At 57.4% G+C, this 24,948-nt stretch carries 19 protein-coding genes and 5 tRNA genes; 6 read left to right on the plus strand and 18 right to left on the minus strand.

Annotation, left to right across the window (positions count from 1 at the left end):
* Positions 1 to 307: 307 nt before the first annotated feature.
* The 9 genes from QKE19_RS00745 to QKE19_RS00785 form a co-directional block, all read right to left on the minus strand.
* A complete protein-coding gene (locus QKE19_RS00745; RefSeq protein WP_126107984.1) occupies positions 308 to 640 on the minus strand; it encodes a hypothetical protein in 333 nt (110 codons plus the stop codon).
* A 1,164-nt stretch (positions 641 to 1,804) separates the two neighbouring features.
* Positions 1,805 to 3,241 (minus strand): hypothetical protein, encoded by a 1,437-nt coding sequence (locus QKE19_RS00750; RefSeq protein ID WP_049171601.1) that lies wholly within the window; start codon positions 3,239 to 3,241, stop codon positions 1,805 to 1,807.
* A gap of 193 nt (positions 3,242 to 3,434) precedes the next feature.
* Positions 3,435 to 3,507 (minus strand) — tRNA-Glu (locus tag QKE19_RS00755).
* 84 nt (positions 3,508 to 3,591) lie between these two features.
* Entirely contained in the window at positions 3,592 to 4,377 is a 786-nt protein-coding gene (locus QKE19_RS00760) for a TatD family hydrolase (RefSeq protein ID WP_347890124.1), read from the minus strand.
* Positions 4,374 to 5,153 carry a ThiF family adenylyltransferase gene (locus QKE19_RS00765; RefSeq protein WP_070603775.1) on the minus strand — a complete coding sequence of 260 codons (780 nt, stop codon included), beginning with the start codon at positions 5,151 to 5,153 and terminating at the stop codon, positions 4,374 to 4,376. The genes QKE19_RS00760 and QKE19_RS00765 overlap by 4 nt, the downstream gene beginning before the upstream one ends.
* A gap of 76 nt (positions 5,154 to 5,229) precedes the next feature.
* Positions 5,230 to 5,302 (minus strand) — tRNA-Glu (locus QKE19_RS00770).
* 39 nt (positions 5,303 to 5,341) lie between these two features.
* A tRNA-Gln gene (locus QKE19_RS00775) sits at positions 5,342 to 5,413 on the minus strand.
* A gap of 30 nt (positions 5,414 to 5,443) precedes the next feature.
* Positions 5,444 to 5,516 (minus strand) — tRNA-Glu (locus QKE19_RS00780).
* Positions 5,517 to 5,565: 49 nt separating this feature from the next.
* Positions 5,566 to 5,637 (minus strand) — tRNA-Gln (locus tag QKE19_RS00785).
* Positions 5,638 to 5,920: 283 nt separating this feature from the next.
* Here QKE19_RS00785 and QKE19_RS00790 point away from each other — a divergent pair.
* On the plus strand, positions 5,921 to 7,330 hold the full coding sequence (locus tag QKE19_RS00790; protein ID WP_255468815.1) for a hypothetical protein: 1,410 nt from the start codon (positions 5,921 to 5,923) through the stop codon (positions 7,328 to 7,330).
* Here QKE19_RS00790 and gltX read toward each other — a convergent pair.
* Complete coding sequence (gene gltX, locus QKE19_RS00795) at positions 7,314 to 8,801, minus strand: glutamate--tRNA ligase (protein WP_101687602.1); 1,488 nt, start codon at positions 8,799 to 8,801, stop codon at positions 7,314 to 7,316. The two genes, QKE19_RS00790 and gltX, sit on opposite strands and share 17 nt — an antisense overlap.
* Before the next feature lie 56 nt (positions 8,802 to 8,857).
* On the minus strand, positions 8,858 to 9,571 hold the full coding sequence (locus QKE19_RS00800) for a TIM barrel protein (protein WP_258225176.1): 714 nt from the start codon (positions 9,569 to 9,571) through the stop codon (positions 8,858 to 8,860).
* On the opposite strand from QKE19_RS00800, the gene QKE19_RS00805 reads away from it, so the two are divergent.
* Together QKE19_RS00805 and QKE19_RS00810 are read left to right on the plus strand one after the other, a co-directional pair.
* Positions 9,570 to 10,292, plus strand: coding sequence for an SDR family oxidoreductase (locus QKE19_RS00805; protein ID WP_070437845.1), 723 nt, complete (start codon positions 9,570 to 9,572; stop codon positions 10,290 to 10,292). The two genes, QKE19_RS00800 and QKE19_RS00805, sit on opposite strands and share 2 nt — an antisense overlap.
* Before the next feature lie 56 nt (positions 10,293 to 10,348).
* Entirely contained in the window at positions 10,349 to 11,581 is a 1,233-nt protein-coding gene (locus QKE19_RS00810) for an isochorismate synthase (protein WP_070566860.1), read from the plus strand.
* A 25-nt stretch (positions 11,582 to 11,606) separates the two neighbouring features.
* On the opposite strand, the gene QKE19_RS00815 is transcribed toward QKE19_RS00810, so the two are convergent.
* The 3 genes from QKE19_RS00815 to QKE19_RS00825 all read right to left on the minus strand — a co-directional run bounded on the left by QKE19_RS00815 (position 11,607) and on the right by QKE19_RS00825 (position 14,930).
* A complete protein-coding gene (locus QKE19_RS00815) occupies positions 11,607 to 12,395 on the minus strand; it encodes a fumarylacetoacetate hydrolase family protein (protein ID WP_005509430.1) in 789 nt (262 codons plus the stop codon).
* A 65-nt stretch (positions 12,396 to 12,460) separates the two neighbouring features.
* On the minus strand, positions 12,461 to 13,048 hold the full coding sequence (locus tag QKE19_RS00820) for a 3'-5' exonuclease (protein ID WP_048735364.1): 588 nt from the start codon (positions 13,046 to 13,048) through the stop codon (positions 12,461 to 12,463).
* Between the two features lie 7 nt (positions 13,049 to 13,055).
* On the minus strand, positions 13,056 to 14,930 hold the full coding sequence (locus QKE19_RS00825) for a DUF294 nucleotidyltransferase-like domain-containing protein (RefSeq protein ID WP_347890125.1): 1,875 nt from the start codon (positions 14,928 to 14,930) through the stop codon (positions 13,056 to 13,058).
* Positions 14,931 to 14,991: 61 nt separating this feature from the next.
* On the opposite strand from QKE19_RS00825, the gene QKE19_RS00830 reads away from it, so the two are divergent.
* On the plus strand, positions 14,992 to 15,645 hold the full coding sequence (locus tag QKE19_RS00830; protein WP_049172112.1) for a DUF664 domain-containing protein: 654 nt from the start codon (positions 14,992 to 14,994) through the stop codon (positions 15,643 to 15,645).
* A 28-nt stretch (positions 15,646 to 15,673) separates the two neighbouring features.
* On the opposite strand, the gene QKE19_RS00835 is transcribed toward QKE19_RS00830, so the two are convergent.
* The 3 genes from QKE19_RS00835 to QKE19_RS00845 form a co-directional block, all read right to left on the minus strand.
* A complete protein-coding gene (locus QKE19_RS00835) occupies positions 15,674 to 16,690 on the minus strand; it encodes a 3-isopropylmalate dehydrogenase (protein WP_141744336.1) in 1,017 nt (338 codons plus the stop codon).
* Positions 16,691 to 16,764: 74 nt separating this feature from the next.
* Positions 16,765 to 18,288, minus strand: coding sequence for an HNH endonuclease signature motif containing protein (locus QKE19_RS00840; RefSeq protein WP_070652914.1), 1,524 nt, complete (start codon positions 18,286 to 18,288; stop codon positions 16,765 to 16,767).
* 201 nt (positions 18,289 to 18,489) lie between these two features.
* The gene (locus QKE19_RS00845; RefSeq protein ID WP_070605060.1) at positions 18,490 to 20,004 is read right to left on the minus strand and encodes an acetyl-CoA hydrolase/transferase family protein; all 1,515 of its coding nucleotides are present in this window, start codon (positions 20,002 to 20,004) and stop codon (positions 18,490 to 18,492) included.
* Between the two features lie 289 nt (positions 20,005 to 20,293).
* Between QKE19_RS00845 and QKE19_RS00850 the strand changes: the two genes are divergently transcribed.
* Positions 20,294 to 21,370, plus strand: a complete 1,077-nt coding sequence (locus tag QKE19_RS00850) for a GTP-binding protein (protein ID WP_049172106.1) — start codon at positions 20,294 to 20,296, stop codon at positions 21,368 to 21,370.
* Positions 21,371 to 21,521: 151 nt separating this feature from the next.
* Positions 21,522 to 23,024, plus strand: coding sequence for an acetyl-CoA hydrolase/transferase family protein (locus QKE19_RS00855; protein WP_049172105.1), 1,503 nt, complete (start codon positions 21,522 to 21,524; stop codon positions 23,022 to 23,024).
* A gap of 121 nt (positions 23,025 to 23,145) precedes the next feature.
* Here QKE19_RS00855 and serA read toward each other — a convergent pair whose 3' ends face one another.
* The gene (gene serA, locus QKE19_RS00860) at positions 23,146 to 24,741 is read right to left on the minus strand and encodes a phosphoglycerate dehydrogenase (protein WP_049194134.1); all 1,596 of its coding nucleotides are present in this window, start codon (positions 24,739 to 24,741) and stop codon (positions 23,146 to 23,148) included.
* Positions 24,742 to 24,948: the final 207 nt, after the last annotated feature.

Raw genomic sequence — 24,948 nt, forward strand, 5'->3', positions numbered from 1 at the left:
CAAACTACTTGGCGTGCTCGTTTTGGCACAAGCCCGGTCTACAAAATCTTGCTACCTCAGTACACACCCCGGAAACTGTTCTGTGACCAGCGAGGTTCAAATATTGATGCGGAAGGTCTGGTTCCCCTACCGTGCTCAGCAATCCTATCCAGCTAGCGGGGGCATTGTCCCAATCGCGAGTTGGAAATAAAAGTCGAAGTGCTTCTGCTTCTCGTAGAAGCGGAGGAAACACTCATGCTGAAAGCGGGTTACTTTTTGGGTATCCGTATGTCTATATACGGTAACGGGAATTGGGTTCTTGCCGTTTTTAAGACAGATCTAGACGATCATCATGTGAAGAAAGATTATGGTTTTTCCCATATTTTCTCTCGATAAGAACCATCGCTTCGAGAATTTTTACGATAACTCTATTAGTCGAGATGGAAGCGCATTTTTCTTCAGCTCGTCTTAGCTCTGGAAGGGTAGACTTTATCCATACTTTTGCTGCTGGAGCATTGTCTATCTCTTCTTCACGGAGAACTGACTCCAGGATGTCAATGACATCGTGGAGCGACAAGTCCGTTTCAGGAGGAAATTTTGCCATTGCATCTCTCCAGAGTTCGTGTTTCTTTAATGGTGAACCTAGTTGAGGGAAAAGCATGAAGAGAATAGCAGTTGCATCTATCGCTTCCTTTTTTCGCTGTGTTTTGGCCTAAGCGGAGTTGCTGCGGCATCGCCTTCTGCCGAAACAGCAAATGGCATGGCTGCCACTACTCTAGCCGGGAATGACCTATACGGAAGAGTAATCAGTGTGCACTTATCAGCGAACGACTGTGAGACGGCTAAGTTTCGGTACTGGCTTGTAACCGATGCATTTGGCTCAGTTACGTGCATCCCAGACCCTAATAACGATGGAGATTGGTTACTCATCACTACGTAAGCACGTTATACGCGTTATACGCGAGATTCTTCACTCGCGTATCTATGAACTGTGCCAACGAAGTACCCAGTTTCCTGTGCTATCGCTCGGATGGTTAGGCTCCTGGCACGTAGCTCGCGTACGCGTTGGCGTTTTTCAACTGCTCGAGCGAGATAGCTCGCTCTTGGCTCGCTTGTACAATTAGAAATTGCACGGGTAAATACTCCGGTTTTTCAGCAAGTTCCCGAACTGACCACCCCTTTCGTGGATAACCCGGATATCTATTTCTTGGATCCCTACTCATGGCCAGCCTCAATCCATTTGTCGGTTTCAGCTCTTCTTCCTTGACGTTTGCTACGAGATTCTCTCCCTCGTGCGCTTTGGATGGTGCTAAAGGTTTCTTCGTAGATTGCTGAGCCGTCTGCTCACATGCGTGAGCGGTTGACGATCCATCAGTGGATAGATCGGGCAATCTGGTCGACTTCGCGTGTGGAAAGTGGTCCGCTGAAGAGTTCTGGTTCATGGATTGCGCTGCGGTTTGGATAGCGAGACCAAGCCCATCGGGGTCGCCGAGGTGGTGGCGGATTTCGAGATAGGCTCAGGTGCGTGCTGATTCGAATAGTGCGCAGTTGCGGCCTAGCCCGACCAGATTTTGCAGCGGGTTTTCTTCCAGGACTTCGGTGGCATGAAGCCGGTTTCGGTCAGCCAGAAGGCTAGTTCATCAAGTGTGTAGAGTTCGACAGCGCTCAGAATATACTGCGCAAATGCGTGCACCGGCTGCAATCTCAGAGTCGAAGGTCGGACAAGAAGTACTCCTCGCTGAGCTCAGCTCATTTGAAGACAGCAATGAGTAGTGAGTCCACGGACTCGTAAGTTGACCTTCACATGCACGGTGCTACAGAAAAATCATCCGTGAAATTCACCGTCGGGGAACGCGTCAGCCCACGTGCTTTCATCCCTGCCAAGCGCATCAATAATCTTTTCAATGAGCCCGGCATGAGCCTTGATGTCGAGCGCAGGTGGATCCGGCATCGTAATACAGTCTCTCGGATTGAACGTATCGAGATACTTCTCAGCCCACGAGATCCACGGGCTGTCAGGCTCAATTCGCTTCACATATTCGAGATAGGAACACACCGCTTCAAACTTTTTTAACTCCTGAGAGCGCTGATACAACGCGTTGAAATAGAAATCCTTCGCGACAGTCTTCGCAGCGATTGGCTTAGCGAACTCATATTGCTTCGCTCGGAGCGCCCTCTCTCTGCCCGCAATCTCATAATCTGTCTTCTTCCAGAATTCTCGAATTTGATGCCACTTGAAATAGGCCTCAATGCCGTCGGCAAACGCTTCTGAGTTCTTCTTCGAATCACGAGCGGACATCCCTCGAAATTCAAGGACAAGTTGACCATTCGGGATTTTTTCCCAGAAGCGCCTCATCTTTTCGCCCTCGTGCCAACGGTTGTGATAATCGATTTCATCTTGTGTTGGCTCACGCTGCACACGGTTATATCTCTCGCGGAACTTGAGATCTTGAAGATCGAAATCAAAGCCGAGCTTAACTGCACGAAGCACTTTCTCTTTAGACCATGAGTCGTACCAAGTCTCTAGTTCTATCCGGCCACCGTTCAGTTCAATCTCTGTGAAGAGCACATGCAAAACTCGCTTAATCCGCAATTGCACATCGGAACTAAACTGCCTCTTGTAGTATCCAAACGCTTCGACAGCTTTCTTATTGTATTTCGCCACGCGTTTATCGCCACGTAAAATCTCCCTCCACCCAACCAGTTTCATTGGCTCAATAGAGATAACAGCGGCCTTGAATCGGGGCTTCTCCTGGCCATATACGTAGGTACTTCCTGCGTAGTCAAAAACGTGGCCATCTTCCAACCAAGACCTATCACGGGATAGTTTCGCCGCCGCCGGTAACCAGAAGTCGCGAATCTCACCGGCCGAGGCCACGATTGTGAAAACGTCGAGGTCTGACTCTCCAATACCATGGCGTATTCGAGCCATGTAAGGAGTTAAATCAACTTCAGGCTCGTCGGGTTTTGGCGTTGGTTTTGGTTTTCTCAATGTGGAGGGTACCGGTGGCTCCTTCGCCGCCGTGTTCTTCCGCCGCTTCTTATTGACTACAAGCGCTTCGGTACCGGCGTAAACCCTCTCACCACGTTTTGTAGCTACAGCCTTCCACTTATCACCGTGACCTGAAATCTTGACTAACTTGTGCCCCTCTAGCATGCGCGCTGTATTCTTATAAAATTCATGCGGAGGGTCACCGGCGCAACCATCCACGATCCATCCAAGAATCTTCTTCTGTCTGCTGGTTAGCTCTTTCGCAGCCATACCTCTATTGTCACCCACCCCAATAGCAGCGAAAAAGAGTTTCTTGCTGCTAACCCTGTAATTGTCATGGAATAGGGTTGAAGGACATTTGAAAAGGCAAAATCCCGATTCGCATTCAGCCGAATCGGGATCCCGTGTCGCAAATTCCGTTTTCATGAACTGTCTAGGTCAGAAAAGCGAAACTGCCACTTTGTACCCCGTACGGGATTTGAACCCGTGTTACCGCCGTGAGAGGGCGGCGTCCTAGGCCGCTAGACGAACGGGGCTTAGAACTTTTCATCCGCGCGCTGCGGACTTGTTAAACAATACACTAGACGTGGATAGTAACTGCAAATCCGCAGGTTAAGGCATTAAATCCCTAGCGTTTTCGCATTGTTGGCCAGCTCGTTTGCAAGCTCCGCTTCATCCATTTTTCGCAAGGCCGCAACCTCGGCGACAGTTTCCCGCAACGCAGCGACTACCTCTGCAGCGACCGCTTCCACCGCGTCACCGCTTCCAGGCTCGCGCGGAAGGTCTGTCTCCAGCAAGAGCCTATCGACGGGCACCTGCGACACATAGGCCCGTCCGCGCTTTGTCCGCAACATGAGCGGGTTGACGGAGATATAACCACCGGCGCGGATCAGCCGCGTCAGTTCATCGCTAGTGCCACCGAAGCGGTGAAAGATGGGCACGAAGGTCTCGCCTGGTGCGACGCTGGAGCTGGTGTCCAAACGTGGTTCGATTAGGCCAAGCACCACACCAGCACTCCGAACCGTGTGAATGGACAGGATATGTGACAGGCTCGAGGCTTGGACAGCATCCAGGATGCTGGTAAAGACATGGATTTGAGTCTCGGCAGAAACGTCGTCAAGCCTGCGGGGCGCGAAGTCCAAGCCAATCTCGCCGATGAAGCGAGCGCGAGGGAGGGCCGCGCGAAAAATCTCGAGCTCTCGCTCATAGTTGCCATCGATGTACCACGGGTGATAGCCCACGGCGGCCATGGGCAAGCTTTCACTCTCTAGCTCGACAAAGCCGGAGGGCCGGACCGTCTGCGCGATAATCTCTACACCCTCCCGTGCAAGATCAGCCTTAAAACGCTCGCGCGAATCCTGTGGCAGGAAGTCGTAGTGAAAGTGGGTATCGATGAGCCGCATCATTTTTCCGTTGGTGGCTGGTTTTCGTCGGCCGGACCGCCGATGCGCGGGGCCAGCGGGGTTTCCTCGAACCCGAGCAAACGGCGAATGACCTTTCCGGCCAGCATCTGCCCCATGATTGGCGGTATGTAGCTCATAGTACCGAGGGTTTCCGCTTTGGTGCCGCTGCCTTTATCTGTAATTCGCACTGGTTCTTCAGAGGAGTACAGCACCTCAAGACCGCGAATGCGTCGGCGGATACACACCTGACGGACGACCTTCGCCAGCGGACAGACCTTAGTCTTATTGATTTTCGAGAAAGTCAGCCGAGCTGGGTCGAGCTTATTTCCGCCACCCATAGCGGAAATGAGGTGGATGCGATTTTCCGCGCACCACTGCGCGATCTCAATCTTGCCGGTGACATCGTCGATAGCGTCGATGATGTAATCCGGACGCGGGAACTGCTCGAAGGCCTCCGCCAGGTTTTCGCGTGTAAGAAAAATCTGACGGGCATAGGTCGTACAATCCGGGTTGATATCGGCAACCATCGCCTCCATAACCTCGGCTTTGACCCGGCCAATCGTGGAGACAAAAGCCAGCGCCTGACGGTTGAGATTGCTCGGCTCCACGACATCACCGTCGATCAAGATGAGGTTGCCCACGCCGCCTCGGGCGAGAGCTTCGGCACAACTCGACCCCACGCCTCCGAGTCCGACAACCATGACGGTAGATTCAGCCAACGTTTCTAGCCCCTCCTCCCCTAGGAGAAGCTTCAGTCGTGCGAAACGTTCACTGGTCATAGTCGCCCCTGGTCATAGTCGCCTCGATGCTTAAAAAACAAAAACTCCCCAGCCGACTGACTGGGGAGTAACTTTGTACCCCGTACGGGATTTGAACCCGTGTTACCGCCGTGAGAGGGCGGCGTCCTAGGCCGCTAGACGAACGGGGCTTAGAACTGAATCCAACTCAACTGAGTGAGCGAATTCCGCTGGCCTACCAGGACTCGAACCTAGAATGACGGTACCAGAAACCGTAGTGTTGCCAATTACACCATAGGCCAATAAAGACTGGCGCTTTCACGCTGCCTTTGTACCCCGTACGGGATTTGAACCCGTGTTACCGCCGTGAGAGGGCGGCGTCCTAGGCCGCTAGACGAACGGGGCTTAGAACTTTGCAGTTAGTGAATACATTCAACAATGAACTTCTTCACTGCTGGCCTACCAGGACTCGAACCTAGAATGACGGTACCAGAAACCGTAGTGTTGCCAATTACACCATAGGCCATCGCTGCTGAACGCAACGAGGAATAATATAGCCAATTCGCGCCAACAAGAGCAAATCACCTGGTCAAAGGCTCGTTTAAATTCGCGAGTTCCCCACAGCCCACCTCAGCAGTGCGCATAACTAATGCGTAACTAATGCAGTGCATATAACTAACGCAGTCCCAGATCGAAAGCCCATTCGATCGCAGCTCAAAGCTGATCCGCCCTTCAGGAGACACTTCGTGGTGAAGCGGCTGGTAAACAGCCGACACACACCAAAAAACCAGACCTGAAAGGCAGGCATCATGACTTCCCCAACAACGACGGCAACAACCGCCCCCATCACGCTCGAGCTGGAGTTCTCCGACATCACGGAGCAAATGAACGGCACCATCGGTCGCGTCATCGGCACTGTCACTATCCGTCAGTTCGCAAAAATCATCTCGGCCCTCAACCTCGACGCCAACCCACGCGTGTCCCGCACCGGCCGCATCACCGATGCCATCATGGAAACCATCGACACCACGCCGGAGCTCTTCGCCTACAAGTCCAAGGGTGTGCTCCTGGCCTCCACTCAGTTCACCAGTGAAGACAATCTCTACCGCTTCACCTTCAGCAACCGTCGCATCGAAGGCATCCTCGACGGCGGTCACAACTCGCTGGCTATCGCACTGTTCGTTCTGGGCAAGCTCACTCCACCACCTAGCCGCAAAATCAAGACGTGGTCCGAAATGAAGGAGGTCTGGTCGGAGCGTACGGAAGAAATTGAGGAATTGCTTGCCGACGAAAGCCTCACCGAGCTCGATGCCCGTGTTCCGGTAGAGGTACTCGTGCCAGGTGCTCGGGACGAGGACACTGTGCAGGAATTCTCCGATGCACTGCTCGATATCTGTGCCGCCCGCAACAACAATGCGGAGCTCAAGGCGGAAGCAAAGCTCAATCGCGCCGGCTACTTTGACGATCTGAAGCATGCCCTGCCTCAGGGAATTAGCGACAACGTGCAGTGGCGCACCAACGATACTGGTCGACTAAAGGTGGGCGATGTCATCGCTATGGCGTGGATTCCACTGTCTTGTATTGACCTGCCGAAGGATGCCGACGGCAAGCAGATTGAAGCACCGACCCCCACCAGCCTCTACTCCGGCAAGGCCAAGCTGCTTGACCGCTTCGAGGATGTCATGAGCTCACCGGAGGTCACTAAGCCCAGCACTGAAAGCATCAATGAGCGCACCGAAGAGGTCGTTCTCTACAACGAGAAGGTCCGCAGCGCATTGAACCTCACGCGTGACTTCATCGATATTTTCGAGCGCATCAACGCAGAGCTACCCGATCTCTACAACAAGAGCGGCGGTAAATTCGGCGGCATTGATGCTGTTGACAAGGCCAATAAGAAGAATCCGCGGACCGGCAAGACTCCACAGAAGTACTCGAAGTTCTACCGCCAGCCCATCGGCTACGCGATTCCAGACGGGTTCATCTACCCGCTCGTGTACGCCTTTGCCGCACTACTCAAGCGAAACGAGGACGGCACGGTCCACTGGGGAACCGACTGGCACGAGTTCTTCAACAACCACATGGGGTCGCTGGTCAAGGACTACCGCGAAACCTCCATGAATATGCTGAACCGCGACCCGCAGAAGGTGGGCAAGGAAGCGGGCTCTTACACGAACCTGCTTCGCTCAGCCCAGCTCGCGCTCTTTACTGAGCAGCAGTAAAAGGAGTGACCTCGAGCGCCTTGCGCAGTCGGCCCAGGCTGCGGCTGCGACCAAGCAGCTCCATGGACTCGAACAGCGGCGGCGAAACCTGAGCGCCAGTCACGGCCACGCGCACCGGGCCAAAAGCCTTGCGTGGCTTCAGCTCCAGGTCCTCGATGAGGGCCTTCTGAAGTGCAGCTTCAAGCTTCTCGGTGACGAAGTCCTCTTCGCTGAGCGGCTCCACAGCTGCAATGGTGGCCTCCAGGACAGCGACGGCGTCTTCCTTGAAGTTACGGCGTGCCGAGCGCTCATCGAAGGTGAACCCGTCCTCTTCCACAACCAGGAACTTCGAGAGGTCCCAGGCGTCGGAAAGCGTCTTCACACGGGTCTGCAGCAGCGTTGCCAGGAAAGCGAACTTATCCGCCGGGTAGTCGGCCGGGAAGTCAAAGTGGCTTTCCAGGTACGTGCGCAGACGCTGCTCGAAGTCCTTCGGATCGAGCATGCGGATGTGGTCCGCGTTGATAGCGTCGGCCTTCTTCTGATCGAAGCGAGCCGGGTTGGACAGCACATCGTGGATATCGAAGGCCTTGACCATCTCGTCCATCGTGAAGATGTCCTGGTCGCCGTCCATAGACCACCCCAGCAGTGCCAGGTAGTTCAGCAGACCCTCGCGGATGAAACCGTTATCGCGGTGGATGAAGAGATTGGACTGCGGGTCACGCTTGGACAGCTTCTTATTACCCTCGCCCATAACGAACGGCAGGTGACCGAACTCCGGGGTGAACTTGGCGACACCGATGCGCTTCAGCGACTCGTAGAGAGCGATCTGGCGCGGCGTCGATGGCAGCAGGTCCTCACCACGCAGGACGTGAGTAATCTCCATCAGAGCGTCATCGACCGGGTTAACCAGGGTGTAGAGCGGTTCACCGTTGGAGCGGGCAATAACGAAGTCCGGAACCAGGCCGGCCTTGAACTCGATACGACCGCGAACGAGGTCATCGAAGACAATGTCCTCGTCCGGCATACGCAGGCGAATCACCGGCTTGCGCCCCTCTGCACGGAAGGCTTCCTTCTGCTCCTCGGTGAGGTTGCGGTCATAGTTGTCGTAGCCCAGCTTCGGGTCACGGCCGGCGGCCTTGTGGCGCTCCTCAACCTCTTCAGCGGTGGAAAAGGCCTCGTACGCTTCACCGGCGTCAATGAGACGCTGCAATACATCGGCGTAGATGTCCTTGCGCTGCGACTGGCGGTACGGGCCGTGCGGACCGCCGACATCGATGCCCTCGTCCCAGTCAATACCGAGCCAATTCAGGGCCTCGATGATTGCCTGATAAGACTCTTCGGAGTCGCGAGCGGCATCGGTATCTTCGATGCGGAAGACCAGCTTGCCACCAGTGTGACGGGCATATGCCCAGTTGAACAGGGCAGTGCGGATGAGGCCAACGTGCGGGGTACCGGTTGGCGACGGGCAAAAGCGTACGCGAACATCTGACATGCTTTCCCACGATACCCGCCCTCCCACCTGCAGGCATGCATAGGGTTTGCATAGGGTTACAGAGTCCACTCCCCAGCCACTTCGCCTGCATATCCTGCGGCGCGCAGCCGCTCAACCCAGCTGCGCAGTGGCGCCTCACCGGTGCCCGGCGCGCCGCGGCCTGGGAAATCGGCAATCTGGACGTGCGCCGGCAGGCTCACTCTTCCGGTCTCCACATCAGTGAGCCAGGCATCCACGTCGACTCCATTAGCCGCAAAATGGTAAAAGTCCGCGAGCACACCAGCACCAGTCTGTTGCGCTAGCTCGTCGGCTTGCCAGGGATCTGTAATGGGATAATCGCTCATCCCGGACAGTGGCTCAATCAATGCGCGAACTCCGCTGAGCTCCAGCTGCGCGGTAATCTCAGTCAGCCTTTGCACCTGCAAGTTCGTTAGCTCCCCCGAGCGCCCCAGCAGCACGTTCGAGCATTTCAGCCCAGTCGCCCGCGCAATCTGGCTCACTGCCTCCAGATGCCCCGCGGGCAGCCCATCCGTATCGAGCACTCCTCGCTGCCCCGCTGCCATGTCCCCTCCCCACAGATTCATGGCATAAAGACCGAGGCTGTCGTCAAAGAGGTCACAAAAAGCGGAAACCTCATCGGGTGCGGGCACTGCGAGGTCAAATGGCCACCAGAATTCCACGGCCGCGTAGCCGTCGTCACGCGCGGCGTTGACGGCGTCGTGCGGGGACATGTGTGCGTAGACCGTAGAACAGTTAATAATAGTGCTCATGACCAAAACGGTAGTAGTAACTGGTGGCGGCGCGGGCATTGGTCGCGAAATTGCTCTGGCTTTCGCCGCCGATGGCTGGCACGTGCATATCTGCGGCAGGCGTATCGACGCGCTCGAGGCCGTTGCCGCCGAAGCGGACAACATCACTTACTCCAAGTGTGACATCACTGACCCCGAGCAGGTCCGTGCGATGTTTGAGGACGCGCAGGTGGCTACGGGAACCATTGATGTTGCGGTACTCAATGCGGGGCTGCCCGGCACGCCCGCAGAGTTCGGAGAGACCGACATTGAGGACTTTCGCGCGGTCATCGATACGAATGTGGTCGGCTCGTACCTATGCGCACGCGAGGCGTTCGCTCGGATGAAGCCGGGGCGTGATGGGAAGGCGGACCAAGCAGGCGGCCGAATCCTGGTCAACTGCTCTATCGCGGCGCAGGTGCCGAGAGCCCATACGGCGGCGTACGCGACGTCGAAAAGCGCGCTTGCCGGAATGACCCATGTGCTTGCCCTGGACGGACGCGAGTATGGCATTACGGCAACGCGCATTGACATTGGCAATGCGCAGACTGACCTGTTGGGGACGTTCACAGGCAGCGAGCCAATGTTCGATGCCAAGCAGGCTGCGGAGACCTTCCTCTACGCCGCGAATCTGCCGGCGAGTGCAGTCATTGATCAGCTGACGATTACCGCTGCGGGTATGCCCTTTTTGGGTAGGGGTTAGCCTGCCCCTTAAACTGGAGCACAACTGGGTTTAGATTGAGGAGGCGGGTTAGGGCTATGTCCATGGAAAACCACCCCTCTCTGGGCGGCGGAAACGAGGAAGAAAAGCAGGAGAATTCTCACCCGTCGAACGAGCCTGCAGCGACTCCGAAGCGTTCGACGCGCTGGGATACGTCCCGCCCAACTACCGCTCCGGACTTTTTGCTCTCCCGGGCACACGGCTCCATCCGCACGCAAGGCATTGAGGAGCAGCTTTCCGACCCCTGGCTTGCGGCCGAGGGACTGCACTCGGGCATTCACAAGATGGTGGTCGGCGCATTGCCCTTCGACTTGGACAAGCCCGCCGCCCTGACCGTTCCCCGGGAAGTCATCCGCTCCTCGCAGCCGCTGGAGCCACCCGCGCACTACCGTTGGAACGCACCGAAGCCCCACGCCAACATCGTCGCTTACGATCCCCCGCTCGACGAGCACGCTGAGCGCATCGCCGCAGCCATCCGCACAATCGAGTACTCGGCGCTGGAAAAGGTCGTGCTCGCGCGCGCTGTGGAACTCGAAATCGATCCCCCGATTGACCCGCTCCTACTCGCATCGCGGCTTATCGACGGATCCCCCAACCGCGATGGCTTTGTCGTGGATCTCTCCCCCGCCGGTTCCGATTATGAGGGCAAGTTGCTCATCGGTTCCTCCCCGGAGATGCTGGTCCGCCGTACGGGCGACATCGTTGAGGCGTTTCCCTTGGCCGGGTCGCTGCCGAGGTCCCGGAATGAAGAGGTGGACCGGGCGTCGGCTCGTCGTTTAGCGGACTCGCGCAAGAACCTGGACGAGCATGCCTTCGTCGTCGACGACATCGCCGACAACTTGGCGCCACTGTGCAGTTCGCTGGATGTTCCGGACAGCCCCGAGCTGATGAGCACCGCCGAGATGTGGCACTTGGCCACGCATATCCGCGGTCGGTTGAAGGATCCGTCGCTGTCCGCGCTGGATTTGGCGCTGGTGGTGCACCCGACACCAGCCATTTGTGGCACGCCGACGGAATCCGCCTTCGGCGTTATTCAGGCCGTAGAGACCAACCGCGGCTTCTACTCGGGCGCTGTCGGCTGGTGCGATGAGAATGGCGACGGCGAGTTCGTGGTCTCCATTCGCTGTGCCGAGATCGACACTGAGGGGTCCGTGGCACGGCTATGGGCCGGAGGCGGCATTGTGTCGCACTCCGACCCAGAAGAAGAAGTCACGGAGACCAGCGCCAAGATGGGCACTGTGCTCCGCGCTTTTGGAGTTAAGGGCGCTTAAGCCAGGGCGCGTAAGCCCTAGCAGCTTAAGCCCGCTCCACCGGGTTGGCCAGCTTGCCGATACCCGGGATCTCAATCTCGATGCGGTCACCCGGGAACATCGCAGCGGTACCGGCCGGGGAGCCGGTGCAGATGACATCACCCGGCAGCAGCGTAATCGAGGCAGTGATGAACTCGATGATTTCCGGGATGGACATAATCATCTGGTTGGAGTTGGAGTCCTGCTTGGTCTCGGTAACACCCTCGTGAGTCAGGTGTGCCTTGATTGGCAGCTCGTTGTAGTCCAGCTCCGTCTGGATCCACGGACCAAGCGGGCAGAAGGTATCGATGCCCTTTGCGCGCGCCCACTGACCATCGGCAAACTGCAGGTCACGGGAAGAAACATCATTGACGATGGTGTATCCGAAGATCACATCGTGAGCGTTTTCCTTCTTGACGTTCTTGCACGGCTTACCAATAACCAGTGCCAGCTCGCCCTCAAACTCGACGTTGGTGGCGAAATCCGGAATGCGAATCGGCGCTTCCGGGCCAATGACGGCCGTCGGCGGCTTAATGAACATCGTCGGCGGCAGCGATTCTGCCGACTTCTTGAACACCTCGGCGACGTGGTCAGCGTAGTTACGACCAATAGCGATGACCTTCGACGGCAGCATTGGGGCGAGCAGACGTACGTCGGCAAGCGGCCAGGAACGGCCTGTCTTATTCAGCTGACCGAAAGGGTGGCCTTCGATTTCGTGCAAAGTAACTTCATTGCCTTCGCCCTCAACGAGCGCGAAGCACATGCCCTCTGGGTGGGCGATTCGAGCAATACGCATAAAAATAGGGTACACGTCACATTGCGATAATTATGCAACGACCCCCACTCTCTATACTCTGCGCTCTAAACTCCGCGGGATTCCTGCGCAAGCCACACCAGCGCACAGGCCAGCGCATCGTTGAACGCGTGATGGGCCTTAAAACGGGGAATGCCGTACTTGTCGCACAGTGACCACAACCGCAGCTCATCACGGACCGGCTCGCGGTTGGCTCGCAGAATCGCGTCGTACTCGCGTGTCATAGTGTCCGCCACCGGCACATCAAAGCGCGCATCGAAGTACTTCCGGCACAACGGATCTAAGAACCCAACTTCCATCCGCGCGTAGTGCGCCAGCAACTTCCGTCCCCGTAGAGCTTCTAACAGCTTGCCGACGGCCACCTCTGCCTCTACCCCGGTTGCGACCATGTCGTCGGTAAGCCCATGCACCGTCGCCGACTCGCCGACGCTCACCTCCTCGCGCTCTGGGCGAATGAGAAGGTGTCCCGATTCTTCCAGTACGATGTCGCGGCCTTCGACGGCAACCCAACCGATGGAAAGCAGCTGATCCTTGGAAGGATCCAGACCGGTGGTTTCCACATCGACCGCGAGCCAAGCATTGTCGCGGATAGGTGCGTCCAAGAGTTTCTTGCGGGGTTTGAAAAACTTCAACATTGCGCGCTCACGACATCGCCCGGATGGGATACTTCGCCCCGAGACTCTGCTGCAACTTGCGGATAACTCCAAACGCATCGCGCAGGTGCTCGCGTTCCAGGCTGGAGAGACGCTTCGGGTAGATGTGGTTATTCGGCTGCTCGCCAGCGTTGAACTGGGCCTGCTGGTGATGAAGCTGCACCGTGCACAGGAACTCGAACGCATCCGCCAGATCCTGCGCACCCTGGCGGCTCACGCTTCCGGCACCTGCACTAGCCGCCAAGCGTTCACGCGTCGACAGCTGCGGCAGGCCAGCTGCCACAGTAAATAGCCGCGCCATCTGCACCACAGCAGCAGTTCCCCCCTTCTTGATGTCCAGGGTCTCTGCGTGATCGCCGCCCTTTTCCAGCACTAGGCCCCGGAAGAAGCCGAGCGGCGGCTCCCGCCAGGCCGCGAGCTTGGCCAAGTGCGCATGCAGGCGCTGCGACCCCTGAGCCAGCGGCAGGTAGGCCGCACGAAGGCTCTCTACCAGTTGCACGTCGCCCGCTACCCCACGCATGTCGAAGAAGGTCTGTGCATGTAACAGGGCCTCTGCCTCCGGTGCCGTAATCCACCCGTGGAAAGTGCGCAGCCACTGCGACTTGGTCATCCGCCACGCAGGATTGCTGGCCATCATGTCCCCTGGACAGAGCGGATAACCGACTCGGTCGAGGTTGGTGCAAATCTCGTCGCTAAGCGCGGCGAAATAGTCAGCATGAGCGTCGGCGTCGTAATCGTCGGCGAGGACCAGCGCATTGTCCTGATCGGACGCGAGCCCCATCTCTCCGCGCCCATGCGAGCCCAGTACTGCAAAGGCATAGCTAACCGGTGGCGGCCCAAGCTTTTCCTCCGCAAGCGCCACCAGGCGTCGGGTGACAGCATCGGCCACGGCGGTCAGCAGCTTGGCGACCTCCTCCCCCGAATCACCTCGGTCAATGAAGCGGCCGACGATTCGCCGTGCGTTCTGAGCAATCTCCGCAATCTCGGAGATATCGCTCTTTCGCGACAGCGTCGCCGTCGCGTACACGGGATCGGTGTGCAGACTGCGCAGGAGGTCGCCAATGACAATCATGCCGACCACCCGCGTCCCATCGTGCACCGGCAGATGATGGTAACCGCGCTCGGCCATCAGCAGCATGGCCTCGAAGACCAGCAGGTCGGGACTGATGGTTTCCGGGTTCCCGGTCATCACTTCGCTTACGAGACTCTCCGCCGGCTTGGCTTCTGCCAGCACTCGACGACGGAGGTCACGGTCAGTGATGATGCCGACGAGCGGGCTCTGGTTGGCGCCTGCAGACTCCATTACGAGCAAACTGGAGACATTCCGCTCCGTCATAATCTGCGCCGCCTCTTGTACTGTCGCATCAGCGCTGCAAGTAACCAGCGATGTTTCCATCAGGTCCGCAACCCGTGTGCGCAATGACTCCGATGCCGCAGTACTCCGCAGCTTCGATGCCACTGCGCGAATGCGCGCGTTCTCACCGCCGTAATAGCGCCGGACCTCTACGAACTGGTCATTGAGCTGGTCAAAGACCTCCTTGGAGATCACCAGGAATACGCAGTCCTCCACTGCCGTCATCGTGTACAGCGAGGGGTCACTGCTGAGAAGCGTCGAATAGCCGAAGTGATCGCCCACATCGCGCCTGTCCAACAGCGTGCCCGCTGGATCAAAGAGATCCACCATGCCCGAGCGGATAATGAAACAACTGTTATTATCCGCACCCGCCCGGATAACCTCAGTGCCGCGACGCGCATACCGCATGGTCAAAAGCGGTGGAATGGTCGCGCGCTCTTCATCGTTGAGGTCCGAAAAGGGGCGAGTATGGCTGAGGAAGTCTGCGATTTCCGCAAGCTCGACGGTCATGGGGTCAATTATCCCCTATTTTTGCTCCCAATAGGACTGATTTGCGGGAATACTCGACCTTATGACCAATTCCACACACAGCGCTTCAATAAATCCCGAATGGCCGCTCGACGCCCACATCCTCGGCAGGATGGACAAGCTCGCGGCACTCGTCGCGACGCTTGACGACGACACCTTCAACGCAACCCTCCCCATCCCAGCCATTAACTCCCTGGCCGTGCTGTTACGACATGTGACCGGATCCGCGAGGTACTGGCTCGAGCGCGTCTGCCTTGGGCGTGATTATGTCCGTGATCGCGATGGGGAGTTTTCTGCTCATTGCAGTGTTTCGGAAGGGCTGGAGATTTACCACCGTGACCGCGCGGCCATTGAATCCGCGCTGGTGGAGTTGCAAGGCGTGGACCGCGCTGGTGCTCCTGCTGTTATTCCTACCGATAAGGACCGTTGGTGGTGCGGCAGCATCGAAGGCGTGATTGTGCATGTCTTCCACGAGGCGGCTCAGCACCTGGGACATGCGGAGATTACGAGGGATGCGCTAGTGGCAGGACTGGGAGGGGATGATTCCGATAACGGCGCAGGAAGCTCATCCCCATACCCCCTTGACACCATCATCGATGTACTTCGCCAGGTCGGACATGCGTCGGACTTCATCGAGCACACCGCCGACGGTAAGACTCACATCACTACCGTCGATGGCAAAACTGTGATTGCCTAGCCCTCTCCCCCCCCTATTTTTTACTGCGCTACTTCAAAGCAGCAGCAATGCGGTCGCCAACCTCAGCGGTCTTGATCGGGCCACTACCGCGAGTAGCCATGTCAGCTTCCACAGCAGCCTCGATGCGCTGGGCGTCTTCCTCACGACCCAGGTGGCGCAGCATCATGGCACCCGACAGAATGGCTGCCGTCGGGTCCGCGATCCCCTTGCCAGCAATGTCTGGCGCGGAGCCGTGAACGGGCTCGAACATGGACGGGTTGGCATTGGAGGCGTCAATGTTGCCGGACGCCGCCAGGCCGATACCGCCCGACACTGCACCAGCCTCATCAGTAATGATGTCGCCAAAGAGGTTGTCGGTGACGATGACGTCGAAACGCGAAGGATTAGTGACGAGGTAGATCGTCGCAGCGTCGATATGCGAGTAATCGACATCTACCTCTGGGTATTCCTTAGCGACCTCATCGACCGTGCGCTGCCACATACCGCCACCGTGCACCAACACATTGGTCTTGTGGACAAGGGTCAGCTTCTTACGACGGGTCATAGCCAGCTCGAAGGCATAGCGGACGACGCGCTCAGCACCGAAGCGGGTATTGACGGAGGTCTCGTTGGCAACCTCGTGTGGCGTGCCAACGCGAATTGCACCGCCGTTACCTGTGTAGGCACCTTCGGTTCCCTCGCGGACGACCACGAAATCAATTTCGCCCGGGTTCTTCAGCGGTGACTCGACACCCGGGAAGAGCTTGGAAGGACGCAGGTTGACATGGTGATCCAGCGCGAAGCGCATTTTCAGCAGCAGGCCGCGCTCGAGAACACCCGGAGGTACGTTCGCCGGGTCACCGATGGCACCGAGCAGGATTGCGTCGTGCTCACGCAGGGAGTCAAGGTCAGCGTCGGTAAGCAGTTCGCCATTGCGCAAGTAGCGACGCGAGCCGAGGTCGTACTCGGTAGTGTCGAACTCGCCGATAGCAGCCTTGAGCACCTTCAGCGCCTCTGCCGTAACTTCCGTGCCGATGCCATCACCCGGGATGACGGCGATCTTCAGCTTTCCTACCTCAGTCATTTTTGAGATACCCTTCTCACTATATGGACACAAATGAGTGTAGCAGAACCTAGCGCTCACTCCCCGTCACTGTCTGCGCGATTTTTAACATCTCCATCGTTTTCACAATCCACCCCGCCTACTGCTCTCTCCTTTTCCAAATCCCGCCGCACCTTATCCACTAGGCCGCGGAGACTGTCATGCAATTTGCGACGTTTCTCATTGTGCTCAGCCAGCGCAGCGGTCTTCTTTTCAGTCTGCGAGGCAAAGGTGTAACGACCATGCCCAGTGTGCTCTTTCTCCGACTGCGCAAACGGCCCTTCATCACAAGAGAGGAACGTCCAAGCTTCGATCCCATCATCACCTCGAACAACTCGCCACATACCGGCAGTTTTGAGGTTGTGGTGCCTTCGACAGAGACAATGGAGATTATCTGTGTGCGTGACCCCTTCCTTTTGCCGCTCACCACCGGAAAGGCTGTGATCAAATTCCACAATATGGTCGATATCGCACTTTTCCGCGGGGACATCGCATCCAGGAAAACTACACACACCGTCACGGGCACGCACGAATGCACGCTGAGACTCGGAGGGCCGATACCCCTCAACCGCACTATCCCCCAGCACCCGCAATGTCGATACCCGCTTCAGCCAAGACTCGGCCACCAGCGAAGAAAGCCAACCTGCGCCAGCGAGCCACACTGGAGTGTTTTCCGGTTCGCCATCCTCCCCGGGAGAGAGCACTCGGAAGAGTTCCAGATTCACCTCCACCTCACAAGTACCGCGTAACGCATGCATGAAAGCTGCCGCGCGACTCACTTTCATCTTCTTAGCCACTGCGTCGATAATTGCAAGGGCTTCCACTGCATGATGCCGCTCGAGTACAGTAGTCAGTGTCGTAACTCCAGCGTCACCATGTTCATCAACTGCGATAAACTCCTTAGCCGTCATACGATCGCCGAAGTAGTCGAGAGCCGCAGCTTGAACCTCCCGTACCTCCTCCGACTCCACGGGATTATCCGCCGACCCTCCATCCGCCTCGACCTGGTATGCCGCCGCATCAATTGCAGCATCTACGGTCGCCTCCACATTCCGGGCCAGGACCCTATCAGCCTGCAACCCAGCGACATCCACATCACGTGGCCGCACTTCCGGAGCACACTCACCAATCACTCGCTGCACCCGCGTTGCCATCGCACGCACGCCACGGAGTGCCTCCCCGTCGCGCCTAGGCTTAACGACGTCCACGAGACCCGACTCCACTGCGTCAACCTTGTCATCGGCTACAGGTCGGGTATGTTTACCAAGCATTGCTAAATGCCTCATCGACAAATGCCCGCGCTCCTGACACATTTCCGCTAGTTGCGGCATACGTCCAAGCATGTAGCCAATTTCCATATATTTGTTCACTTCGGCGCGTGAGATTCCAAGCACCACCGACCAATAAGCCAAATGAGCTTCGACATCGCCATCATCTGGTGGTGCGACCCGCTGAGCGATAACCATCTCCAGACGATTAATCTCGCGCATCACTTCAGCGAGCGAATGAGCCCTCACCTCATGGCTGAACCGAAATTCCCCACACGATTCCAACTCTGACATTGCACTGTCCCCTCCCTAACGAGGTCCCCTAACGAACAGTTCTTTATCAATTCGCCCACACCATATCCCCCACCCCGGATTCAAACCGCTGCGCACCCCAAAAATCTCCACATTACTCGAACACTATTTCGAACTAAAGCCGAAAGAAAATCCCGCCCTACGACGCAAACTTCGTCGTAAAGCGGGAACCGCACTAGAAACCTAGTCGACCGGCTTCATGGAACCGTTTTCGAGGAAACGACGGTGGAAGTCATAAGAAGTACCCAGGTCATGCGGAGTATGCAGGTACGGGGTGACCCTCTCAGCACGCTCAACGTATTCGAGCAGCGCCTCCTTGTACATCGGGTGCGCACACTTCTCAATGACAACACGGGAACGCTGACGCGGCGCCAGCCCACGGAGGTCAGCCAGACCCTGCTCAGTGATGATGACCATCACGTCATGCTCAGTGTGGTCAACGTGAGAGACCATCGGCACGATTGCGGAAATGTCGCCATTCTTAGCCAGCGACGGGGACACAAACGTAGAGATGTAGGCGTTTCGGGTGAAGTCACCGGAACCGCCAATGCCGTTCATCATGCGGGAGCCAGCCACGTGAGTGGAGTTGACGTTGCCGTAGATGTCAGCCTCAATCATGCCGTTGGTGGTAATCAGCCCCATGCGGCGGACCAGACCCGGGTTGTTGGAGATGTCCTGCGGACGCAGAACAATCTTCTCGCGGTAGTCAGCAGCATTCTCATTCATACGAGCTGCGTACTCCGGGGACAGCGAGAATGCGGTACCGGAAGCCACGGTCAGCTTGCCAGCATCCATCAGGTCGACCATGCCGTCCTGGATAACCTCAGTGAAGGAGGTCAGGTTCTCATACTTGGAGTCGAGCAGGCCTGCGAGCACAGCGTTCGGAATGTTACCGACACCCGACTGCATCGGCAGCAGGTTCTCCGGCAGACGACCGGCCTTGACCTCCCCATCGAGGAAGTCGAGCAGGTAGCCGGCAATGGCCTTAGAGTCATCGTCCAGCGGCTTGAACGGCGAGTTACGGTCCTCGGCGTTCGTCTCGACGACAGCGACAACCTTATCGACATCGATCTGAACATCCGGAGTGCCGATGCGGTCCCCCGGGTTCACAATCGGAATCTCCTTACGGTTCGGAGGCAGCCCAACACTGTAGATGTCGTGCATACCCTCGAGATCCTCGGACTGCCAGGAGTTGACCTCAATAATGATCTTCTCTGCAGCATTCAAGTAAGAAATGCTGTTACCAACCGAAGAGGAAAGAATCAGGGATCCATCGGCCTTAATGCGAACAGCTTCGACCACAGCAACATTGACCGGGCCAAAGAAGCCCTGCTCAGTCATCGGGCCAGAGTGCGACAGGTGAATATCACTATAGAAGGCATCGCCTGCATTAATACGGTTACGCATTCCCGGGTCGGACTGGTACGGCATACGCCACTCAACACCATTGGCCTTCGCCAGCGCACCATCAAGTTCCGGAGCGGTAGACGCGCCGGTCAAGACCTTAATCTTGAACTCGTCGCCACGCTCGTGAGCGGCCTCCATGCGCTCAGCGAGAGCCGGCGGGACAACCTTCGGGTAGCCAGCACCGGTAAATCCGGCAAAGCCCACCATGTCTCCGTGGTTAATGAACTGCGCCGCCTCCTGCGCGGTCATCACCTTGGATTTGAGACCAGCATGGGCAATACGATCTGACATGAATTCACCTTTCTATATCCCCCAACGCGACTATCGGGGGTAGTGCCTCGAACACCAAAGCACACCCCCAACCCTATCAACGAAGCGGTTAGTGCCTTTCATTCAGATGCCCGAAAGCGCCCCCATTTTAGGCACACTTCACGCGACACTAAAGCCGACTACAACACCGTTTTATGCCCTACGTCACAACTGTCTGACAATAAGCCGTACGACACATTTACGACCCCTCGCCTAGCTCAATTCGCGCAGTAGTTATTGATAATCATTTTCAGTACGCTAATCTTGTCGGGTGACTTCTACCGAATTTTCTGATAGCACCACCGAGACCACTCCCGTCACCGTCCTGTCCGGATTCCTGGGCGCCGGCAAGACCACCCTCCTCAACAACCTCCTGGCAAACTCACAGGGGCGCAAAATCGCGGTCATCGTCAACGACTTCTCGGAAGTCAACGTCGACGCCGCCCTCATCGAGCAAGGCACATATCTCGAGCGCGGCGAGGACCGTTTCATCGAAATGTCCAACGGCTGCATCTGCTGCACGCTGCGAGATGACCTCGTTGAAAACGTCGGCAAGCTCGCGCGCAGCGGCAAGTTCGAGCACATCGTCATCGAATCCACCGGCATCTCCGAGCCCATGCCAGTCGCCGCTACCTTCGAGTGGGAATTCGACGACGGCCGTCGCCTCGCCGACATCGCCCCCATCGACACGATGGTCACGCTCGTCGACGCCTCTACATTCCTCGACAGTCTCCGCCAGGGACGCGCACTGCCTGACGACGAACGCACGGTCGCCGACCTCCTCGTCGACCAGGTGGAATTCGCCGATCTCATCCTCATCACCAAATCCGACCTCGCCGGCGAAAAGCTCACCGGCGGTACCGAGGAAACGATCCGCGCAATGAACCCCCGCGCACGCATCGTCCGCGTGACTAACGGCGAAATCGCCACCTCTGCCATTCTCGACGCATCGCTTTACGACGAAGGTACCGCGGCCACTTTCCACGGATATGCAGAAGAACTTGCGAATCCCCACACGCCGGAGACTGAAGAATACGGCATTTCTTCGGTTGTTTTCCGAGGCAATCGACCCTTCGACCGCGAACGACTAATCAAGGCTCTCCGCGGCACAAAGGGGCTCGTACGATCCAAGGGGCACTGCTGGATTTCCGACCGCCTCGAAGTCGCCCACGTGTGGAGTCAGGCGGGGCCGAACCTGAAAATCACCCCTGCCGTCATGTGGGCGCAGACCGATGTCCCACCATCCAATGAGGTCGTACTCATCGGTGTGAAATTTAACCCAGAGGCCACACTGCAAGCGTTCGAGGATGCCATGCTGACCGACGAAGAAGTGCGGGAATTGCTGTAACAAAGCCCCTGGAAGAGCGCCGATAAACGACCCGCTGAAGCGATCAGAGTGTCATAAATCACTTCTCAACCTGCGGGTGTGGCAACACACTGTTAGCGCATGCTAGGTTAGGCGACAAAACTAAAGTCGAACAGTCTATCTAGGAGATGACATGTCTGATCGCATCGCACATGCCGGTTTGCGCGGCAAGGTAATGACCGCCGACGAGGCTGCACAGTTTATCAATCATGGTGATGCCCTCGGCATCTCTGGCTTCACCGGTGCTGGCTACCCGAAGGCTCTGCCGACTGCGCTGGCAAACCGCGGCAAGGAACTCCACGCCAAGGGTGAAGAGTTCGCTGTCGACATCTACACTGGCGCTTCCACTGCCCCGGACTGTGACGGCGTGATGGCAGAAGCTGACATCATCCGCTACCGCATGCCGTACCAGGGCGATCCGGCACTGCGTAAGTCCATCAACTCGGGCAAGGCGAAGTACCAGGACATCCATCTCTCCCACTCCGCGCTGTACATCGAGCAGGGCTTCCTGCCGATTGACGCCGCAATTGTTGAGGTCACTCGTATTACGGAAGATGGACACCTCGTTCCGTCGTCAAGCGTTGGCAACAACGTCGAGTGGATGGACAACGCTGACAAGATCATCATTGAGGTCAACTCGTGGCAGTCCGAGGAACTCGAGGGCATGCACGACATCTACCGCATTCAGCACCTGCCTAACCGCACGCCGGTGCCGATCAACGCTCCGGGTGACCGCATTGGCACCCCTTACATCGACATCAACCTGGACAAGGTTGTCGCAGTTGTCGAGACCAACGCGCCGGACCGCAACTCCCCGTTCAAGCCGTTGGATGAGACCTCGAAGGCCATTGCCGGCCACTTCCTCGACTTCCTCGAGGGCGAAGTTCGCGCGGGTCGCCTGGCTTACGACCAGTACATCATGCAGTCGGGCGTCGGTAACGTTCCGAACGCCGTGATGGCGGGTCTGTTGGACTCCAAGTTTGAGAACATCAAGGCCTACACCGAGGTTATTCAGGACGGCATGATTGACCTGATTGACGCAGGTAAGATGACCGTCGCTTCGGCTACCTCCTTCTCCCTGTCTCCGGAAGCTGCCGAGCGTATGAACAACGAGGCTGCTCGCTACCGCGAGAACATCATTCTGCGCCCGCAGCAGATTTCTAACCACCCGGAGGTTGTCCGTCGCGTCGGCCTGATCGCCACCAACGGCATGATTGAGGCCGACATCTACGGCAACGTCAACTCCACCCACATCAACGGCTCCCGAATGATGAACGGCATCGGTGGTTCCGGTGACTTCACCCGTAACGCCTTCGTTTCTTCGTTCATCTCGCCGTCGCTGGCGAAGGACGGTGCGATTTCGACTATCGTTCCGTTCGCTTCGCACATTGACCACACCGAGCACGACGCCATGGTCATCATCACCGAGCGTGGATTCGCTGACCTGCGTGGCCTGGCACCACGTGACCGCGTGGCGAAGTTGATTTCCGTTGCACACCCGGAGTACCAGCCACTGCTGGAGGAGTACTACGAGCGCGCGCTGAAGACCGCTCCGGGCATGTCTACCCCGCACGATCTGCGTACTGCTTTCGACTTCCACGTCAACATGATTGAGAAGGGCTCGATGAAGGGCTAGGCAGTAGGGCTACGGCTGCATAGATCAGCTGGGAAACAAAAATCCCCTCCATGCGGAGGGGATTTTTCATGCAGTAGAAGCTGCGCTAGAGACTAGCTCTAAAACGTCTAGGCGCTCAGAACTAGTCCAGCTCAAGCTGCAGAGCGTGGGTAGCGGAGATCTCCTCGGTAATCTTTTCGACGAGCTCCTCCGGAACCTCCTTGGAAACGCGCAGCACCAGGATGGCAGTCTGATCTGCTTCCTGCGGAGACAGAGCAGCAGCCTCGATGTTGATGCCGGACTCACCCAGGGTGGTAGCAACGCAACCCAGAGCGCCCGGAACGTCCTTGTACAGCAGGAAGAGGTTACGGCCCTGAGCACGCATGTCGATGCCGCGGCCATTGATACGGACAATCTTCTCGACGCGGTTCAGGCCAGTGAGAGCACCAACGACGGTAGCGGTGGAGCCATCAGCACCGATGACCTTGACTTCGAGAACGGAGCGGTGGGAGACGGACTCCGGCTCGGTCTCGACAGTGAAGGTCACACCACGCTCTTCTGCGATACGCGGAGCGTTGACGAAAGTGACCGGCTCTTCCACCATGAGGGAGAACAGTCCACGGATTGCTGCCATACCCAGAACGTTAACGTCCTCAGTGTGCAGCTCACCGCGAGCGGTGACCTCAACAGCGGCCGGAGCGCCCTCGAGCAGACCGCCAGCAACCAGCCCCAGCTCACGAGCCAGCTCGAGCCACAGGGCCACCTCTTCACCGACAGCGCCACCGGAAACGTTGACAGCATCCGGGACGAACTCGCCAGCCAGTGCCAGCAGCACGGACTTAGCGACATCGGTACCCGCACGGTCCTGAGCCTCAACGGTGGAGGCACCCAGGTGCGGAGCACAAACAGTTTCCGGCAGACCAAACAGCGGGGAATCCGTGCACGGCTCGGTCGCGTATACGTCGAAGCCAGCACCGCGGATGTTGCCTGCCTTGATCGCGTCGGCAAGCGCCTGCTCGTCGACGAGACCGCCGCGGGCAGCGTTGATGATGATCTGGCCCTTCTTGGCCTTGCCCAGGAGCTCAGCATCGAACATGCCAGCGGTTTCCTTGGTCTTCGGCAGGTGGATGGTCACGAAATCAGCGCGAGCCATCAGGTCTTCCAGCTCAACCAGCTCAACACCGAGCTGAGCAGCACGAGCCGGGTTCGCGTACGGATCGTACGCAATGATGTTGGTCTCGAAAGCAGCGAGACGCTGCGCAAACAGCTGGCCGATGTGACCGAAACCGACGATACCGACGGTCTTGCCGAAGATTTCGACACCCTTGAAGGAAGAGCGCTTCCACTCTCCCTCACGCAGGGACGCGTCCGCAGCCGGCAACTGGCGAGCGGTGGCCAGCAGCAGTGCGATTGCGTGCTCACATGCAGAGTGAATATTAGAGGTCGGAGCGTTGACAACCATGACGCCGCGCTTGGTAGCGGTATCGATGTCGACGTTATCCAGGCCAACGCCGGCGCGACCGACGATCTTCAGATTCGGAGCAGCCTCGAGGACTTCCTGATCCACGGTGGTAGCGGAGCGGACGAGAAGTGCGTCAGCATCACCAACCGCAGCCAGGAGCTCAGCGCGGTTCGGGCCATCTACCCAACGGACCTCAACGGAATCCCCCAATGCGTCCACAGTGGACTGTGCCAGCTTGTCGGCGATGAGGACAACGGGGCGAGCGTTCTGGCTCACAAGCATCTCCTGGTTTGTCTCGAAAAGTTTATGCAGTATGTGCGGTGTCACTTAAGAAAACTACTAAAGCGTGCACGCGCATTACGTCTCATCATAAACTCTGGGGGTGAGACACGGGGGGACTTACCTAAGCAAAACGGCGCTTACTACCCTTTGTTTAGGGAGTAAGCGCCGTTGCCCCCGACATTCAAGTCGGCAAATATTTCG

It is taken from the genome of Corynebacterium sp. c8Ua_99 (assembly GCF_039907185.1).
GTDB classification, from domain to species: Bacteria; Actinomycetota; Actinomycetes; order Mycobacteriales; family Mycobacteriaceae; genus Corynebacterium; species Corynebacterium jeikeium_D.

Bases quoted from the DNA above. Each gene is read 5' to 3' on its own strand.
- QKE19_RS00745 (WP_126107984.1), bottom strand. From the start codon at position 640: ATGCTTTTCCCTCAACTAGGTTCACCATTAAAGAAACACGAACTCTGG.
- QKE19_RS00750 (WP_049171601.1), bottom strand. From the start codon at position 3,241: ATGGCTGCGAAAGAGCTAACCAGCAGACAGAAGAAGATTCTTGGATGG.
- QKE19_RS00760 (WP_347890124.1), bottom strand. From the start codon at position 4,377: ATGATGCGGCTCATCGATACCCACTTTCACTACGACTTCCTGCCACAG.
- QKE19_RS00765 (WP_070603775.1), bottom strand. From the start codon at position 5,153: ATGACCAGTGAACGTTTCGCACGACTGAAGCTTCTCCTAGGGGAGGAG.
- QKE19_RS00790 (WP_255468815.1), top strand. From the start codon at position 5,921: ATGACTTCCCCAACAACGACGGCAACAACCGCCCCCATCACGCTCGAG.
- gltX (WP_101687602.1), bottom strand. From the start codon at position 8,801: ATGTCAGATGTTCGCGTACGCTTTTGCCCGTCGCCAACCGGTACCCCG.
- QKE19_RS00805 (WP_070437845.1), top strand. From the start codon at position 9,570: ATGACCAAAACGGTAGTAGTAACTGGTGGCGGCGCGGGCATTGGTCGC.
- QKE19_RS00800 (WP_258225176.1), bottom strand. From the start codon at position 9,571: ATGAGCACTATTATTAACTGTTCTACGGTCTACGCACACATGTCCCCG.
- QKE19_RS00810 (WP_070566860.1), top strand. From the start codon at position 10,349: ATGTCCATGGAAAACCACCCCTCTCTGGGCGGCGGAAACGAGGAAGAA.
- QKE19_RS00815 (WP_005509430.1), bottom strand. From the start codon at position 12,395: ATGCGTATTGCTCGAATCGCCCACCCAGAGGGCATGTGCTTCGCGCTC.
- QKE19_RS00820 (WP_048735364.1), bottom strand. From the start codon at position 13,048: ATGTTGAAGTTTTTCAAACCCCGCAAGAAACTCTTGGACGCACCTATC.
- QKE19_RS00825 (WP_347890125.1), bottom strand. From the start codon at position 14,930: ATGACCGTCGAGCTTGCGGAAATCGCAGACTTCCTCAGCCATACTCGC.
- QKE19_RS00830 (WP_049172112.1), top strand. From the start codon at position 14,992: ATGACCAATTCCACACACAGCGCTTCAATAAATCCCGAATGGCCGCTC.
- QKE19_RS00840 (WP_070652914.1), bottom strand. From the start codon at position 18,288: ATGTCAGAGTTGGAATCGTGTGGGGAATTTCGGTTCAGCCATGAGGTG.
- QKE19_RS00845 (WP_070605060.1), bottom strand. From the start codon at position 20,004: ATGTCAGATCGTATTGCCCATGCTGGTCTCAAATCCAAGGTGATGACC.
- QKE19_RS00855 (WP_049172105.1), top strand. From the start codon at position 21,522: ATGTCTGATCGCATCGCACATGCCGGTTTGCGCGGCAAGGTAATGACC.